Source organism: Nocardia sp. TBRC8007 (assembly GCF_056629435.1).
In genome coordinates this window covers 54,672-72,277 of the sequence record NZ_JBWSOR010000012.1, presented here as the reverse complement: position 1 = coordinate 72,277, position 17,606 = coordinate 54,672, and the positions used below count along the sequence as shown (strand labels likewise).

Below are 17,606 nucleotides of genomic sequence, written 5' to 3'. Positions count from 1 at the left end.
TCCTTATCGGTCGTTCGTGCCGGCATCAACATCCGATGCCTCTTCCATCGGACGGTCGGCAGTCTCGACCCGACCGTCAGGCTCGCCCCGATCGGCGGTCTCCGCCAGGTCGGACACGCCGTCGGTGACCCCGACGAGCGCGTGTCGGAGCACCCTGTCGCCGAAGCGATAGCCTTTACGCATCACGATACCGATCACTGGGTCATGTCCGGAGCCTTCGTGCTGCACAGCCTCGTGCAGAGTGGGGTCGAAAGGCTCACCCTCCGAGCCGAACTCGGTGAGTCCCTGCTTGTGCAGCGCGGCCGACAACTTGTCGGCTACCGACTTCAGCGGACCCGACTCCAGATCACCGTGTGCCCGCGCGCGGTCGAGATCATCCAGCACGCTGAGTAATTCGGTGACCACCGATGCCTTGGCCGAGTCGATCGCAACCTTACGGTCGCGCTCGACCCGGCGCCGGTAGTTGGCGTATTCCGCAGTCAGTCGCTGTAAGTCGGCAGTACGCTCGGCGAGTTCGCCGCCGATAGTGTCGGCGGGCCGATGCGCTTCGGCCTCCACACCGTTGCCCGACTCCGGAACCGACTCGGCCACAGTGCCGTTGTCCTCGACTTGCCGGCGAATCTCCCCGCTGTCCGGGTCGATCTTCCGGTTGTCGACGAAGGTGATCGGCTCCTTTTCGCTGTTACCCTCGGTCACTTCTTCTCCGTGTCGACCGGCTCGTCCACAACCTCAGCATCCACGACCTGGTCATCCGAGGTCGTGCCGGGTTCGCCGTTGCCCGAAGCCGCGGCATCCGCGGCGGATGCCTCGTAGAGGGCCTGGCCGAGCGCCTGGGACTCGGTCGCCAGCTTCTCGACGGCCGCCTTGATCGCGGCGATGTCACTGCCCTTGAGTGCCTCGTTCGCTTCGGCGATGGCCGCCTCGACCTTGGACTTGACCTCTGCGGAGACTTTGTCCTCGTTCTCCTTGATGAACTTCTCGGTCTGATGCACCAATGACTCGGCCTGGTTGCGGGTCTCCGCCTCCTCACGACGAGCCTTGTCCTCGGCAGCGTGCGCCTCGGCATCCTTGACCATCCGATCGATCTCTTCCTTGGACAGGCCGGAGCCGTCCTGGATCTTGATCGTGTTCTCCTTGCCGGTGCCCTTATCCTTCGCGGTCACATGCACGATGCCGTTGGCGTCGATATCGAAGGTGACCTCGATCTGCGGCACGCCGCGCGGAGCAGGCGGGATACCGGTCAGCTCGAAAGAGCCGAGCAGCTTGTTGTGCGAGGCGATCTCACGCTCGCCCTGGAACACCTGGATCTGCACTGACGGCTGATTGTCGTCGGCTGTGGTGAAGGTCTCCGAGCGCTTGGTCGGGATCGTGGTGTTGCGCTCGATGAGCTTGGTCATCACCCCACCCTTGGTCTCGATCCCCAGCGACAGCGGGGTCACATCGAGCAGCAGGACGTCCTTGACCTCACCTTTGAGCACACCTGCCTGCAGGGCGGCGCCGACCGCGACGACCTCGTCCGGGTTCACGCCCTTATTGGGCTCCTTGCCACCGGTCATCTCGCGCACCAGTTCGGCGACCGCGGGCATGCGGGTGGATCCGCCGACGAGCACGACGTGGTCGATGTCGGAGACCTTGATCCCCGCGTCCTTGATTACGGACTGGAACGGCGCGCGGGTGCGGTCGAGCAGGTCCGAGGTGATCTTCTGGAACTCGGCACGGGTCAGCTGCTCATCGAGGAACAGCGGGTTCTTGTCTGCGTCGACTGTGATGTAGGGCAGGTTGATCGAGGTGCTCTGCGAGGAGCTCAGCTCGATCTTGGCCTTCTCAGCAGCCTCACGCAGCCGCTGCATGGCCATCTTGTCCTTGGTCAGATCGATGCCCGAGCTGGCCTTGAACTTGTCGACCAGCCACTGCACGACCCGCTCGTCCCAGTCGTCGCCGCCGAGGTGATTATCACCCGAAGTGGCGCGGACCTCGACGACGCCCTCGCCGATTTCCAGCAGTGAGACGTCGAAGGTGCCGCCACCGAGGTCGAAGACCAGGATGGTCTGCTCTTTGTCACCCTTGTCCAGGCCGTAGGCCAGCGCGGCCGCAGTGGGCTCGTTGACGATGCGCAGCACGTTCATGCCCGCGATCTGGCCCGCTTCCTTGGTGGCCTGCCGCTGCGCGTCCTCGAAGTAGGCGGGCACGGTAATGACCGCGTCGGTGATCTCCTCGCCGAGGTAAGCTTCCGCATCGCGCTTCAGCTTCATCAGCACTCGCGCGCTGATCTCTTGCGGAGTGTACTTCTTGCTGTCGATGTCCACCGACCAGTCGGTGCCGATGTGCCGCTTGACCGAGCGAATCGTGCGGTCGACATTGGTGACAGCCTGATTCTTGGCCGGCTGGCCGACCAGCACCTCGCCGTTCTTGGCGAACGCGACGATCGACGGGGTGGTCCGCGATCCTTCCGAGTTGGCGACAACGACCGGCTCGCCACCTTCGAGAACGGCGACGACCGAGTTCGTGGTCCCGAGGTCGATTCCGACCGCACGAGCCATTGTGGTTCCTCCTGATTGACGTACCGATATGTGTCCGGTGCTGGGCGAACAATCGCCCTTCGACGCCCGGGCAGGGCGTCGCACGACCTCGCCCCTAGCACCTAACGGAGCACGGCCCAAGCAACACTGAGCGTGGTCGACTCAATACTGCCTCGATAAACGTCGAGAGTCAACCTAAACTTGAGTCAAACACACTCAATATTGCTATCCGACTCAACGCACGACCCCGGCGATTAATTCCCCGACGCCCGCGAATATGCCGCATATACCGCCTGACGGTCGTTCTCGTCATCGAACTTCTTGTCGACGAACGCCGAGACGCGGCTACTGCCCGTCCTACCACGATGACATCGAACAGGAGTACGGCCCGGCACTCAGTCGGATGCTGCCAGGGCTTTACGGCCTATGGTGCGAAAGCCGAGTCGAGGACATTGCCGAGGAGTAGGGTGAGGTCGACCGGGTCACCCGTACGCGACCGAACCCGAGGAGCCATCATGCGGGCCGCAGTTGTCACCGCAGGCGAGTTCGAGGTCACCGAGCTACCTACACCGCGTCCCGGTTCCGGTCAGCTGCTGATCGAAGTGATCCGCTGCGGCATCTGCGGCTCGGACTTGCACGCGCGCGCACATGCCGACGAGATGGCCGACCTGGCCCGGAGCACCGGCTACGAACACTTTATGCGCCAGGACCAGAGTGTGGTACTCGGACATGAATTCAGCGGCACCGTTGTCGATTACGGGCCGGGCTGCCACAGACGGTGGAAAACAGGCACCCCGGTGGTAGCCCTGCCGATAGTCCGGCAGCAGAGGCAGCCACATTTGATCGGACTGTCCAGCGCAGCGCCCGGCGGCTACGCCGAACACGTGGTGGTGCAGGAATCGATGACCATGCCGGTGCCCAACGGGTTGTCCGGTGAACACGCCGCGCTGACCGAGCCGATGGCAGTGGCCTGGCACGCCGTGCGCATGGGCCGGGTCGGCAAGAAAAGGCCCGCTTTCGTCATCGGTTGCGGACCGATCGGCCTCGGAGTGATCAGCATGTTGAAAGCCACCGGTGTGCATACCATAGTGGCCTGCGATTTCTCGCTGCACCGGCGAGAGCTCGCGACCGCATGCGGTGCTGACATCGTGGTCGACCCGGCGATTGCGTCGCCATGGGATGCCGCTCCGAGCAAGGGACAGCTACACAGCGTCACCGATATCCTCGATCTGGGTTTCGACGCCATGGAACGCTTGCGGCGGCTTCCGCACCTGCCGTGGTGGTATTTCTTCCGACTGATATATGAGGTGAACGCGGGACCGGCCGGGCCGGTGATCTTCGAATGTGTCGGCGTGCCCGGGATCATCGACCAGATCCTCACGGCGGCACCGCCGCTATCGCGTGTGGTCGTGGTCGGGGTGTGTATGGAAACCGACCACTTCCATCCCGCTATGGCAATCAACAAGGAGATCGAACTCCGGTTCGCACTGGGCTATGACCCCGGTGAGTTTCGCGACACCTTGCACATGCTCGCCAGTGGAAAAATCGATCCGGCCCCGTTGATCACCGGAACCGTCGGGCTGGACGGCTTGGCAAACGCCTTCTCCATCCTCGGTAACCCGCAGTGGCACGCGAAGATCCTGGTCGACCCGCGTAGCTCGACCATAACCCCGACCTGAGTATCCGGGGCGTCACGGTACAGCGGACAGAACCTCGTCGGCGATCTTCTCGTCCAGCGTCACCCACACCAACGCCGCGGCGAGTTCCACGGCGTGCAGACACCGCGTCGCGGCACTCTCGTCATATCGGCGGTAGTTCGCCCGGTCGAGCGCATCTACCAGCTCCTGCCAGTCCGCATCAGCGACCCGGTGCGGTGTGCGATACCCGTTACCGATCTGCAGTCCTAGGAATGCATTTCATGCCAGAACGCCATGCCATCCACTGAAACAGGTCTATTCCATACTCCTCCATCAGGTTCACGGCAAGGGTTCCGGCAAATAAAAAAATCTTTCTCACTTCCTACGGAGAAGTAACATCTGCCATCCAGCAACCGAAAAAACTATTGCAACGAAGCAACCGCGAAGCGTCGCACACCACAGTGGTTCACACCGCAAGAAGACCGGACCGGACAGCTTTCCGAACGGGGTTCTCGAATGAAACAGCGTCTGACGCTGGGCAGTACTGTCCGCGCGTCGAGTCCAGCCACCGCAGCGACGACGGACAGTAATGGCAACTACAACACCGCCAACGACGTCGTCTTATATACACATCCAAACATGTTACGGCCGTCACAGGATGCGACGCATTCGATCGGCCCCAGCGTCAGCGGCGTCGACCATGTCCTACGCGGACATCTCACCGGAGAGCTTCTCCACCTGAGCCACCGAACACACAGATCCACTCGGCACATCCGGCGCGAAACACCGGTGTCGCCAGCATGGAATTCGAATATTTCGAACATGCGCTATGTTCTGGCAAATAGACTGTTCATCTCGGATTCCGATCCATTCGTCCCGGCGATGGAACGCGAATCAGCAGTTTTGTTCGGATGCTACAGAAAAGCGAAAGAGGAGCTTTCCATAAATACTGCGATGGTTGTGCCGGTACTACTCGATCACACGGATCGAAGTGTCGGCACTGCGCGGCTTATGCGCGGCGTGTGGATAGACCGGCCGCGCGGATCGCTGCTGAGTACAACCGGCCCGCGCCATAGCCCGCGCCTCGATCTCGACGATCCGGCGAACACCGCAAACAGCGGTATCGGCGTGCCCGGGCAGATCAGGAGAAGCTCCGATGCCTGAAATCGCGTTCGACACCCTCCCGTGTGCGCGGGATATCTTCCGTGATCTGGATTCCATGGACAAGCAACCAGTCATCTATCTGATCAGGGGCCGCTCCCAGACCGGGAAATCGACACTCTTGGCGGAGATCCGGGCTCGTCTACACGCTCGCAGTGTCCCGGTACAGGACGACACCACCATGATGCGGCGCCTGCACAACGGCGCACATCCAATGCTGCGGGCCGCGAATGCGATCGACGCGGGTAGGGCAAACGTGGCGACCAGCACCGCACGTCCCGTCCTTGTCGTCGACAACGCCCACCTGCTCAGCCCGTTCGACCTCGAATATCTCTGCGCCGCTATCACCGCGGAGGCCAGAGCTGTGATCGTCGCCATGCAGCCACGCCCGCATGACCTGCGGCTGCGACGGCTCACCGAAGCGATCGCCCGACGCGGACGCATCGTCGATCTGCGTCCGCTCGGTGTTTCCGATATGGCGCCGTTCGCCAGGGAGATGGGCCTGATGGTGCCGCGCCGGATCGCCCAGCATATCCACGCGCAGACCGCGGGAATCCGAGGAGGCGTGGTCACCGCACTGTCCGCCGCCTGTGCGGCACGTCTGAATGCGGGCGTAGCCGCCGTCGACACCGCCGTCACCGCATGGGCGCGGGGACTACTGGAAGACTTGGAACCCAACCTGATGGCGACCCTGGTAGTCGCTACTACCGGAACTGGGCTGGACCCAGGCGAGCTCAGTGAGGTTCTCGGCGTGGACTCCTCCACTGCCCAAGAACTCACCGACCAGGCCAGAGCCAGTGCACTGGTGACCGACGCCGACCTGTTACTCGCGCCCGCCGTCACTCCGCTGCGCACGCTTCTGGGCGAACGCAAATTCGTCGCAATCGAACGCAGGCTGCTCAACGCCAGGTTGGAGGCCGGCCTACTGCGCGATCACACCGCCCTGCAACTCGCCGAGTCCGGCGTCCGAGATCCACGCCTGGCCAGGTTCCTCATCACCGCGGCGGAAAAAGCCGGTGGCGACGCAGGCGGCTACTATGCTGCCGCTGCGGCCGCGGGCGCTGAGCTCGATCCGATCGCACTGCGCTGGGCCGAAGCGGCCGCGCGCACTGGCGACGACGATACGGCTATGCGACTGGCCGAGCCGATGTTGGCACGTCCTGACAGCACCGACACGGAGCTCGCGGCCGCTGTGCGGATCTGCGCTACGGTGCTGACCCGCCGTGGCTTGGTCAGTCGGGCTGCACAGCTGTACACCTGGCTCGGCGCGGATCGAGTCGGTTCGGATTGGGCAGTCGGCGCCACTGTGCTGTGCCTGGCCGGTGACCTGAACGGCGCCAGGCAGTTGTCCGCCTCGGCTGCGCAGTGGCCACCCACCGACACGAACGCGCGTGCTGGACTGATCGCCACCACACTGACCGACACCATCAAGTCCGGTAATAACGCTGCTACGGCGCTGCCCGCACTGATGCAAGCAGCGCATCCGGAGGCGGACACCGATCATTTCCTTCCTGGCATCGCAGTAGTGATCGCCACGATGATCGCGCTCAGCAGTAATGAGCCGCAGCACGCTGCGGATGTACTCGGCCGGGCCACCGCGAGCGGGCTGAACTACCCACACCTCGAGGTGCTCACCGCATGGACAGCAATGCTCCGCGGTGACGAAAGCGCCGCCGCGGATACGGTGGCCGCGCTGAACCACAGCGAACTGGATGTACGCGACCGGCTGCTCGCACACGGCGTCGCGGTCGGCCTCGCCCGGCGCAGTGGCGATCACATCGCGCTGGCTCGCGCATGGCAAGCGGCGTATCCGATGTTCGATGGCGTCCAGGCCGATCTGCTGACGCTGCTGCCGATCGGCGAGCTGTGGCTGGCGGGAATCCGGATGCGTGACGAACGCCGGATCGCTCCCTTGGTGGATGCCGGGCTCGCACTGCTCCGACGCATGAAAGAGCCGCCCACCTGGTCCAATACCTTCCACTGGTACGGCGTACAGGCCGCGATCGCACATCGGAGTCCTGAGGAGCTGCTGCCCCACGCGCGAGCACTGCGGATCGCGGCCGAAACCGATGACCGGCACGCCACCGTACTCGCCGACGCCAGCCGCATCTGGATGCTCGTACTGCGCGGTCAGGTCGACACCGCACCGGTCAAGGGGACCGTCGCGGCACTCGCCGGGATCGGCATGGCATGGGACGGAGCCAGGGTAGCCACCGACGCCGCGCTTACTGTGCCCGGTACCCCGGTGGCCGAAGAGCTGCTCGAACTGGCCCGTACGCTCCGCGCCGACGCCTGTCCCCAGCACCCGCCCCAGCCGGTCGGACCAGCGGCGCGCACCGGCGATCAAATCACCCAGGTACACCCTGCCAAGCCGCAGACCACGATCCTCAGCGAACGCGAACACGAAGTGGCCGAACTCGTCCTACTCGGGCTCACCTATCGGGAGATCGGCGCGCGCCTGTACATTTCCGCCAAGACAGTCGAACATCACGTTGCCCGCATTCGACGCCGAGTCGGTGCCCGCTCTCGTTCGGAGTTATTGTCGATGCTCCGCGCTATGGGACACAACTCGCTGTTGGTGTAACCGGGGCGCGATTCCGTCAGCGGAACGTCGAAGCGAGGTACTGAGGATGGCCACTGGGGTCGGCCTGCTCGTCGCCGAGGACGAGTGCACAGCAGTCCTTGTCACCGATGGTGATGAGGAACCGCGTTACATTGTCCGTGAACCGGTCCTGCATATGTCCGACGACGGCGATGCCGAATTAGGTGGCCCCGCACCCGCCGGGTACTCCCATTCGATCACCGGATTCGTGTCCGCCGTCGGCGACCCTGCGGGCATCTCGGTCGACGATGGCGAGGCATATCGTGCCGAAGACCTGGTCGCGACCGCACTGTTCTGCCTGATCGACCTGGCCTCCGAACATCTCCGCGGTCCAGCCGAGTTCTATGCGGCACATCCATCGAACTGGCCTGCCGAACAGGTACGTTCTTTGCGCGAAGCGCTGGACTATCTCGGCCTGCGTTCGGTGGTGCTGATCAGCGAGAGCGAGCTACCAGGCAACGAGACCGGCGCGCAGGGCAACTCGTTCGCCTATGAGGCGGCTCGCGCGGCGTTGACAGCTGTGCTGGCCACCCCTGCCGGGGCCACCCCGCCAGACTCCACGACTGCGGAGAACTCGGCGCTGGACACCACCGTCATCCCAGCTGTGCCGGCCCCCGACCCACAACCACAGGCGTACTCGGCGGCCCTGCCGATCGCCGAGCCGATTGCGGCCACCACACCAGTTCCCACTGACACTGGCACGCCGCACACTGTCCCCGGAAAAAAACCACAGCGCACGCCGCTGCTCATCGTCGCGGCCGCACTATTCGGTCTGATGCTCGGCGGCGTGGTCATGGCGCTGTTGTTCCAGGACAACGGAAAGACACCAGTACCGCCGCTGCCTGATGCCAAGTCCGAACACATGTCGCAGGTAAGCACACCCCCGCCTTCGATCACGTCATCTACTGAGCCCACCAGCGATGACCCAGTGCCGCCCCTCGCGAGTACGATGCCGCGAACATCACCTCCGCCGCCCATAGCGACTACTGTGCTGCCGACCACCACGACCACCACGACTACTGTGCTGCCGACCACCACGACCACCACGACGACTGTTCCGCCGACCAGCACAACGACCATGCCGACAACCAGCACGACCATGCCGACAACCAGCACGACGACCATACCGCCGACCACCACTGATCGGTCGACAGCTAGGGGCACCACGTCCGCTCCCTTCCCCTTCCCGCAACTACCGCCGATTCCGACCCAGGGCTGGCAATACCCAGGATCCAGTAGTTGGTAGCGTCCTTACGGGGATTTTGGCTTAAAGTGTTGCGCTGACCGTATTGTCGGATGAACTTCTACACAGCGGTCTGTCGCTGGACGAAGACTATGGGTTCATGGATCCTGCCCATAGCAACGGATTTAGCTGGCACCTGTGTGCCGACGAAGGGACTTCATGCGCAAGTTGATGGCACGTCGCGCCGCGGTCAAGGCTGCCGCTATCGCTTCGACCGTTCTCCTGGTTCCTTTGTTCGGCGCAACGACCGCTTCGGCATTACCGGATACCCCCGCACAGCTCAGCGCGGACAATCTACCGCCGGAACTGGTGAAGGCGGTCGCCCGCGATCTGAAGATGACCCCCACGGAATACCTGGACCGCGCCGCACGCGCACAACGGCTGCGCGACTACTCGCGCGAGTTCCGCGCGGAGCGACCGGATTCCTACGCAGGCGCTTGGCTCGGCCCCGATGGCAAGCCAGTCATCGCGGTCACCTCGCTTGATGCCGCCAAAATCGCCGCGGCCGACGGTTATCACACCCAGCTGGCCCCGGTATCGGCAGACAGCCTGGAGAACACTCTGGTAAAGCTCAACCAGTGGATCACCAGCCTGCCACGCGAGGTTTCGCAGGCGATCAACTCGGTGGCCATCGATTTCCTCAACAGCAGGCTGGTACTCAACGTAGCCAACACTCCCGTAGGGCATCTGCTCAATCTGCCCACCCTACTTGCGAACATCACCGTCATCCTGTCGCAGGACAGCGGAGGTCCGGTCGAGCAAAGGCCGATGGGCGGCGACACTTACATCAGCGCCCCTGGCTCACTGAAAGACGAGTCGCTACGCGCCGTCGATGTCTGCTCGTTCGGGTTCAACAGCGTCGACGCAGCGGGGAACGCACTGAACATAAGTGCCGGCCACTGCAATCCGAACCTGGACAAAGCAAATCAGGAGGCCGGCGTCTACCTGCCCAATGTCCACGACATTCCCGCCAGCCCGGAACTGGGCACCTTCGTTCGGGCCTCGCTCGGCGGCACGTCGGCGCTGGATTACTCGGTAATCAAGCTGAACGAGCGCGCGGTACGGGCAGGTATGGACCGACCTTCGGTACGTGGCTCGGGCGGCACCACACTGTCGATCACAGGCACCGCCGACCCGATCATCGGCGCCCCGGTCTGCAAGTCGGGCCAGTCGTCCACTTTCACATGTGGCTTCGTCCTGGCCGACCGGGTGGAAACCCAGCTCTACACCGCAACGGGTAAGGCGAAGACTGTTCGCGGGTTCGCCAGCTCGGCGTGCACGCTCGGCGGAGACAGCGGTGGTGCGATCGTATCCGGCACACTGGCACTCGGCATCACCAGCGGGTCCAACTCCGCGGACGCACCGAACTGCGATGAGGCCAACGTCGCTCTCGCGCAGTATGGCGGCACCGCATCACTGGGCATTCCGATTCGACCGATCCTGGCTGATATCGATGCCCACTCCGGTGGTGGGATCGGTCACGGCATTCGGGTACGTACCGCGCCGAACGCCAGCTGAACGTTTGTCCGCACGTGGCACCAGGCATGTTGCCAGCCGATTGACTACCGTACAAGCAGAAGCATGAGACGGGTGGGCATACTGTGCCAAACCCCATATAGTCTGGTCATGCTCCTGCCACGTATAGGTCCGACCCGATCAGCTGTGCGAAAGATCGGGATCCGAAGAGCACTGATTGCCGCCTCGGCGGCAATCCTGCTTTCCGGCCCGACTACGGCAGTGGCGACCGCCGCACCTGACCAGCCCTCCGCCCTGCCCGCTGAGCTGGTCACCGCGCTGGCCCGCGATTTGAATATCACACCTGCGGAGTATCTGCGCCGTGCCGAGCTCGCGCAGGAAGTCGCGTCGTTCGCCACCACAGCACAGCGACGGTATCCGGCCGTATTCGCTGGTTCCTGGTTGGACGACGCTGGCAAGCCGGTTATCGCGATAGCCAAGGGTCCCCGCGCGGACGATGCGGAGAACGCCGCGAAATCGGCTGGCTTCGAGGTCAGGAACGTCAGCAAGAGCGAGGCCGTCCTGCGTGGCGAGAAAAGCGCGTTCGAACGCTGGCTGGAGGGCCAGCCCGAGGCAGTGCGATCACAGATACGCGGCGCGGTGGTCGATACCGTGAACAACACCATAGCGGTGCGTGTGGACCAGGCGGGCCTGCCCATGCCGAGCTTCATCGATCCGGCGCGCGTACTGGTGACAGCCCCACCGGTGGCCGGCGAGAAGGCCACTCTGCGTGTTGGCGAGATCGCCGGAACGCGAGGTGCCCTCGCCGGAGGCGACGGCTACGCGGCAAGCTCTGGAAGAAGCTCACTGCGCTGCTCGCTCGGCTTCAATGGCATCGACCGGAACGGCAATACGGTGAATATCACCGCGGGCCACTGCAACCCAGATATTCCATCGGCGGGCAGTGCCGAGGCCGCGGCCATCTACGAGCTGCACGGTAACGATCTCGGCGCGCGGCTGGGTGTGTTCCAGAAATCGGTGCTCGGCGCACAGGACTACTCGATCGTACGAATCGACAACCAGGCCGAGGACCGCTTCGCCAACAACGCCGTCCGGATTCCTGGCGTGTCCGCACTCGCGATCAAAGGCGTGGCGATTCCGGTTATCGGAGCGCCGGTGTGCAAATCCGGCGCACGCACCGGTTTCAGCTGCGGCGTGATCAACGCTGTCGACCAAGTTGTGCAGGTAGGCGAGCGGAAGCTCACCCAGAGTTTCTCGGCCAACATCTGCGCACTGCCCGGCGACAGCGGTGGCCCGGTCGTGACCGGCCAGCTGGCGCTCGGCATCTCCAGTGCGTCGTCGGTTGCACAGTATCCACTGTGCGCGATTCCGAACCTGCTCGGTGCCCTCACCGGTAACGTACCCCAGCTGTTCGCACAGCCGGTGCATGTCGTGCTCTCCGATAATCCAGGGCTCCGCGTGCGCACTAACTGACCTAGGACGCGGATGAGTCGGCAGCGGTGCGCTGTCGGCTCATCTCTTTTCCGTCGCCCTTATGTGGCCCAACTGTGAAAGCACCGCGTGGACAGCCCGCCGAGTCCGGCATTCTGAACTACATGTGTCTGATATTGATCGGCTGGCGCGCACATCCGGAATACCGGCTGATCGTCGCCGCCAACCGGGACGAGTTCTATACCCGGCCGACCGAGCCCATGAAATGGTGGCCGGAATTGCCCAGCCTGATCGCCGGACGTGATACCGGCGCCGCGGGCCGAGCCGCGCATGAACTTCCCGGCACCTGGCTAGGGCTCATCGCTCAACCTTCGGGGAACAATCGCTTCGCGGCGGTCACGAATGTGCACGATCTCAGCGACCAGCGCCTAGAGGCCCGTTCCCGTGGGGCACTGCTGATCGATTTCCTACGCGGAATCGCAGGCCGCCAACTGGTAGATGAAATTCCCGGCCCGGAGAAATACGTGCGCGACCTCGCCGCCGCCCCCGACGAGTACAACGGCTACAACCTGGTGGTTTCCGATCTGCGGACGCTATGGTGGCATTCCAACCGCGCGACCGTGGAACCACAAGAAATGACTCCTGGTTTCCACGGGCTCTCCAACGGTATATCTGTCGCTTCCTGGGGTATGACCGAGGGGGAGCAGGAGCTGAGCACGACACAGCCCGTCTGGCCCAAAGTGCGGGCAGGCGTGGCTGAACTGCGCGCAGTGGTGCAGAACGATCCCAGTGCGATCGATCGCTATTTCGCGGTACTCGCCGATCGTGCCGTGGCTCCGGACGAGTGGTTGCCCCGCACCGGGGTGCCGCTGGATCTGGAGCGGGCGCGATCGGCCAGATTCATCGCGGACAAGGTACACGGAACCAGAGCCTGCACCGTGCTGCTCGTGCGCGAGAACGGGACCTTCGACATGGTCGAGCGCTCTTTCGGCGAACTGGGCCAGGCGATGGGCGAGATCGCCGTCCGTGGGATGCTGGATCTACCCCGGTAAACGCCTGGCCACCCGCACTACGAAGAGCGCGGGGGCCAGGAATGGAATGTGAGACGTCCCGCCGGACGAATTACTTCGCCCACTGTGTGGTGCCTGCGGGCGCCTGCAGCGTATTGAGCAGGTCGAGTCCCGCCACAACCAGCGTGGGGCCACCGACCGCCACGGTGCCCAGAATGCCACCGACACCCGCGCCACTCACCACACCCGGAATGCAAGCGGGGAGAGTGGCGATGCAGCCGACCGCAGCGCCGACAGCAGTGCCGATGAAACCACCGATCGTGGTAGCCAGTCCGAACTGGCTGGAGAAGTTGTTCTGCGCGCGCTGGTTCTCTATCGGCGAAGCGATCGGCTGCGCGACGACATTGACCGATCGAACCGATTCGTCCGTAGGCGCGATGCCCTGCTCTGGGGTCAGTTCCAGCACCGCTTTGTCATCCTTGACCGCGGCTTTGACTGGCACGGTGATCTCGCCGAGCTGGAAGGCGATCGGCAACGACATCACCGTCTCCCCTGCTGAGTCCTTGACCTGGTAGATATCGTTCTGCTCGACGTCCTCGGAGGATTTCGCCAGTTCGAACGTACCCCCCTCTAACGTCGTCACAACGGTCTTGTCCACCAGTTTGACCGAGTACCGTATGTCCTGCTCAGGCGACGAGACCGGCTCGGCATACGCGGTCCCGAGACCGATGGTCATCGCCCCGATGACCATCGCGGACGCCGTGGCGATTCTGCGGAGTTTCATTCAGTTTCCAATCCGTGGTCATGCCTTCTCCACCGGCCGACCTCCAGAACGCGAGAGCTTTCTGCATCAGATCCTGGTGTCACCCACGGACCCTCCCCGAGCAATACGGAGGCAAGCACAGCTATAGAGAACGCTGTGAGTGTAATAGGACGCCGCGACATAGGCGAGATTCCCCACTGAACACAGAAACTAAGCCAAACCTTAGCAATAGGGTTGGACACCTCGGCGTTTACGGTGGTAGTCGGCCGAGTTCGGGTCACCCATCGCACTGTTGTGATATTCACCACAAATAGACGTCGAGTCGACCTCCGGCGCACAACAGCCCAGGCAAAGTGGGAGCCCGACGATAGACAGCCTTATTACCGACGAGTAACTTACTGTCGGTTAGGATACGAGCCAACCCAGGCGGTGCTATAGCCGCCTTCGCTCGTGTTGCCTCGAAAGAAAGGTCGCAACATGAATGCCCTGACCGTGACACTGGGCACGATTGGAGCGGTGCTCAGCCTTGTGTGCTGGGCGTCGTTCTTCGGCGGCGTGTCCCGAGTCGTTCGCACCATCATGGTCGGCCAGTCGGCCCCTGATCGTTGGCGACCCTTCCTCCCCCGCTTCAGAACCATGCTGGTGGAGTTCATCGCGCACACGCGAATGGTCAAGTTCCGCACCGTGGGCTGGGCACACTGGATCTTCATGGTCGGCTTCCTCGGCGGCTTCATGTTGTGGTTCGAGGCGTACGGGCAGACTTTCGATCCCGAGTTCCACTGGCCGATCGTCGGTGACACGGCGGCATACCATCTGTGGGATGAGATTCTCGGTATCGGAACGGTTATCGGCATTCTGGCGCTGATCACCATCCGCCAGCTGAATCACCCGCGCGTGCCGGAGCGGTTGTCACGCTTCAGCGGTTCGAACTTCGCTGCCGCGTACTTCATCGAAGCTGTCGGTCTGCTCGAGGGTCTGGGCATGATCTTCGTAAAAGCGGGCAAGATCGCGACCTATGGCCACGCCGATCCAGCAACCGACTTCTTCACCATGCGGGTGGCCGAGCTGTTGCCCGCGAGCCCGACCATGGTGTCGATCTTCGCGTTCATCAAGCTGATGTCAGGTATGGCGTTCCTGTGGTACCTGGGCCGCAACGTCACCTGGGGCGTTATCACCCACAGGTTCTCGGCGTTTCCGAACATCTACTTCAAACGCGAAGACGATGGCGACGTCGCGCTTGGTGCGGCCAAACCAATGATGTCGAAGGGCAAGCCGGTCGATATGGAGACCGCGGACCCGGACACCGATACCTTCGGCGCGGGCCGAATCGAGGACTTCTCCTGGAAAGGCTGGCTGGACTTCACCACCTGCACCGAGTGCGGGCGCTGCCAGTCGCAGTGCCCGGCCTGGAACACCGGTAAGCCGCTGTCGCCCAAATTGCTGATCATGTCGCTGCGCGATCACGGTTACGCCAAGGCGCCATACCTGCTGGCCGGCGGCCGCAAGGATGCCAGCGGCGACGAAATCGGCCTAGTCGACACCGAGGGCAATCCGGACGAGGCTCGACTGGCCAAGATCTCGGCGCAGGCCAAGACGGAAGCCGAGCGCCCCCTGATCGGTAGCGAAGAGGTCAACGGCATCCTCGACCCCGAGGTGCTGTGGAGCTGCACCACCTGCGGAGCATGCGTAGAGCAATGTCCGGTCGATATCGAGCACGTCGACCACATCATCGATATGCGCCGCTACCAGGTGCTGATCGAATCGGATTTCCCCTCTGAGCTCGCGGGACTGTTCAAGAACCTGGAGAACAAGGGCAATCCGTGGGGACAGAACGCCAAGGATCGGTTGAACTGGATCAACGAACTCGACTTCCAGATCCCGGTCTTCGGCAGGGAAGCAGATTCCTTCGACGGGTACGAGTACCTGTTCTGGGTCGGCTGCGCCGGTGCGTACGAGGACCGGGCGAAGAAGACCACCAAGGCGGTCGCGGAGCTGCTGGCTACCGCGGGAGTGAAGTTCATGGTGCTCGGCGCGGAAGAGACCTGCACCGGCGACTCAGCGCGGCGTGCGGGCAACGAGTTCCTGTTCCAGCAACTGGCGCAGCAGAACATCGAGCTGCTGGACTCGGTGTTCGCCGGTGTCGAAGATCGCAAGAAGAAGATCGTCGTCACCTGCGCACACTGCTTCAACGCGTTGAACAACGAATATCCACAGGTGGGCGGCAGCTACGAAGTGGTGCATCACACCCAGCTGCTCAACCGCTTGGTGCGGTCCAAACAACTGATCCCGGTGGCCTCGGTGACCCAGAATGTCACCTATCACGACCCCTGCTATCTGGGTCGCCACAATAAGGTCTACAACGCACCGCGTGAGCTGATGACCGCCTCCGGCTCGAATCTGGTCGAGATGCCGCGACATGGCGAGCGATCCATGTGCTGTGGCGCCGGCGGCGCGCGGATGTGGATGGAAGAGCAGCTGGGCAAGCGCATCAATATCGACCGGGTGGACGAGGGATTGCACACTCTCGCCGCACCCGCGGGTAGCTCCGCGCCGGGAAAGATCGCGACCGGATGCCCGTTCTGCCGGGTGATGCTCACCGACGGCGTCACCGCTCGCCAAGAGAAAGGCGAAGGCGAAGGCGTCGAGGTGGTAGACGTCGCCCAGCTGATGCTCGATGCCATCGAGCGCGCCGAGCCGACCGAATTGACCCAGAAACTCACCGTCATCCAGGAGCCCAAGGCACCTGGGGCGGAGCCGGAGCAGGAGCCGGAACCTGTCCCAGCCACCGTGGCCCCCACACCTACCAAAGCCACGCCGACCGGCGGCGGTCTGGCGATGAAGGGTCCGGCCAAGGCACCGGGTGGCCTCGGCATGAAAGGCGGCGCCAAAGCACCCGGAGCCAAAGCATCCGCGACCCCGACCACCGAAACACCGGCGACTCCACCAGTCAAAGGCCTTGGCATGAAGGGTCCGGCCAAGGCACCGGGTGGCCTCGGCATGAAAGGCGGCGCCAAAGCACCCGGAGCCAAAGCATCCGCGACCCCGACCACCGAAACACCGGCGACTCCGCCGGTCAAGGGCCTTGGCATGAAGGGCGGCGCCAAGGCACCAGGCAGCAAGGCGCCTGCGGCTGACATGTCCGCCACGGCCGAGGCTGCGCCCGCAGCCGAGACAGCGACAGCACCGCCCGAGACCAAGCCGACGGTTCCCACCAAGGGCCTGGCTATGAAGTCCGGGTTCAAGAGGCCCGGCCCCAAGGCACCTGGTACCTCGACCCCGGCGTCTGCCGCGAAAGACGAAGCCCCAGCTGAACAAACCGAGCCCGCTGCCGAGCCCGAGCGGTCCAGCAACGGCAACGACACGCCCGACAACACACCGCCCACTGCCAAGCCAGGCGGCCTCGGCTTCAAGTCCGGTGCCAAGGCACCCGGACGGAAGAACTGAGCGCAGCGTCCGATAAAGCGAGTCGTCCGATAAAGCGAGTAGAGCCAGGGTTCCCCAGGAACCCTGGCTCTACTCGTCCTGGCGCACTCCGAAATGCGGCGATCCCGCTGCCGGAAGACTTGCCCAGCTCAGCTCATCCGCACCGGCGCGTTACCGACCTCATACCCGCGACAATCAGCAGCCCTAGAAAAGCGCCTTGAAGAAACCTATCGAGTGATAGGCGTAATCGTAGGTCCAGCGGGCGAAGAAGAGACGGAACGTCGTCGCGTATACATCTGCCGTTACCCAAGCCCTTACCTCAACGACGTGGTGTGGCCACC

General features: G+C 63.4%; 11 protein-coding genes. 8 read left to right on the top strand and 3 right to left on the bottom strand.

From position 1 onward, the window contains the following. Positions 1-3: 3 nt before the first annotated feature. Positions 4-696: a nucleotide exchange factor GrpE gene (gene grpE / locus ACX4ZE_RS12670; protein WP_480273586.1), complete on the bottom strand. Its 693-nt coding sequence runs from the start codon at positions 694-696 to the stop codon at positions 4-6. Then, positions 693-2,540, bottom strand: coding sequence for a molecular chaperone DnaK (gene dnaK, locus ACX4ZE_RS12665; protein WP_480273585.1), 1,848 nt, complete (start codon positions 2,538-2,540; stop codon positions 693-695). The genes grpE and dnaK overlap by 4 nt, the downstream gene beginning before the upstream one ends. A 494-nt stretch (positions 2,541-3,034) precedes the next feature. Here dnaK and ACX4ZE_RS12660 point away from each other — a divergent pair, with 494 nt between their 5' ends. The 7 genes from ACX4ZE_RS12660 (at position 3,035) to ACX4ZE_RS12630 (ending at position 13,121) form a co-directional block, all read left to right on the top strand. Then, positions 3,035-4,198, top strand: coding sequence for a zinc-binding dehydrogenase (locus tag ACX4ZE_RS12660; protein WP_480273584.1), 1,164 nt, complete (start codon positions 3,035-3,037; stop codon positions 4,196-4,198). 474 nt (positions 4,199-4,672) lie between these two features. Continuing rightward, entirely contained in the window at positions 4,673-5,320 is a 648-nt protein-coding gene (locus ACX4ZE_RS12655; RefSeq protein WP_480273583.1) for a hypothetical protein, read from the top strand. Then, the gene (locus ACX4ZE_RS12650; protein ID WP_480273582.1) at positions 5,313-7,901 is read left to right on the top strand and encodes a LuxR C-terminal-related transcriptional regulator; all 2,589 of its coding nucleotides are present in this window, start codon (positions 5,313-5,315) and stop codon (positions 7,899-7,901) included. Before ACX4ZE_RS12655 ends, ACX4ZE_RS12650 begins: the two co-directional genes overlap by 8 nt. A 46-nt stretch (positions 7,902-7,947) precedes the next feature. Then, on the top strand, positions 7,948-9,165 hold the full coding sequence (locus ACX4ZE_RS12645; protein ID WP_480273581.1) for a hypothetical protein: 1,218 nt from the start codon (positions 7,948-7,950) through the stop codon (positions 9,163-9,165). Between the two features lie 156 nt (positions 9,166-9,321). Further along, positions 9,322-10,680: a S1 family peptidase gene (locus ACX4ZE_RS12640; RefSeq protein ID WP_480273580.1), complete on the top strand. Its 1,359-nt coding sequence runs from the start codon at positions 9,322-9,324 to the stop codon at positions 10,678-10,680. A 108-nt stretch (positions 10,681-10,788) separates the two neighbouring features. Then, positions 10,789-12,111, top strand: a complete 1,323-nt coding sequence (locus tag ACX4ZE_RS12635) for a S1 family peptidase (RefSeq protein WP_480273579.1) — start codon at positions 10,789-10,791, stop codon at positions 12,109-12,111. 74 nt (positions 12,112-12,185) lie between these two features. After that, positions 12,186-13,121, top strand: a complete 936-nt coding sequence (locus ACX4ZE_RS12630; protein ID WP_480273578.1) for an NRDE family protein — start codon at positions 12,186-12,188, stop codon at positions 13,119-13,121. A gap of 70 nt (positions 13,122-13,191) precedes the next feature. On the opposite strand, the gene ACX4ZE_RS12625 is transcribed toward ACX4ZE_RS12630, so the two are convergent. Beyond that, entirely contained in the window at positions 13,192-13,863 is a 672-nt protein-coding gene (locus ACX4ZE_RS12625; RefSeq protein WP_480273577.1) for a DUF8020 domain-containing protein, read from the bottom strand. A 456-nt stretch (positions 13,864-14,319) separates the two neighbouring features. Here ACX4ZE_RS12625 and ACX4ZE_RS12620 point away from each other — a divergent pair, with 456 nt between their 5' ends. Next, the gene (locus tag ACX4ZE_RS12620) at positions 14,320-17,286 is read left to right on the top strand and encodes a (Fe-S)-binding protein (RefSeq protein WP_480273576.1); all 2,967 of its coding nucleotides are present in this window, start codon (positions 14,320-14,322) and stop codon (positions 17,284-17,286) included. Positions 17,287-17,606 lie beyond the last annotated feature (320 nt).

Coding starts and splice junctions, on each gene's coding strand:
- ACX4ZE_RS12650 (WP_480273582.1), top strand. CDS start 5,313: ATGCCTGAAATCGCGTTCGACACCCTCCCGTGTGCGCGGGATATCTTC.
- ACX4ZE_RS12655 (WP_480273583.1), top strand. CDS start 4,673: ATGAAACAGCGTCTGACGCTGGGCAGTACTGTCCGCGCGTCGAGTCCA.
- ACX4ZE_RS12660 (WP_480273584.1), top strand. CDS start 3,035: ATGCGGGCCGCAGTTGTCACCGCAGGCGAGTTCGAGGTCACCGAGCTA.
- ACX4ZE_RS12620 (WP_480273576.1), top strand. CDS start 14,320: ATGAATGCCCTGACCGTGACACTGGGCACGATTGGAGCGGTGCTCAGC.
- ACX4ZE_RS12625 (WP_480273577.1), bottom strand. CDS start 13,863: ATGAAACTCCGCAGAATCGCCACGGCGTCCGCGATGGTCATCGGGGCG.
- ACX4ZE_RS12645 (WP_480273581.1), top strand. CDS start 7,948: ATGGCCACTGGGGTCGGCCTGCTCGTCGCCGAGGACGAGTGCACAGCA.
- dnaK (WP_480273585.1), bottom strand. CDS start 2,540: ATGGCTCGTGCGGTCGGAATCGACCTCGGGACCACGAACTCGGTCGTC.
- ACX4ZE_RS12640 (WP_480273580.1), top strand. CDS start 9,322: ATGCGCAAGTTGATGGCACGTCGCGCCGCGGTCAAGGCTGCCGCTATC.
- ACX4ZE_RS12635 (WP_480273579.1), top strand. CDS start 10,789: ATGCTCCTGCCACGTATAGGTCCGACCCGATCAGCTGTGCGAAAGATC.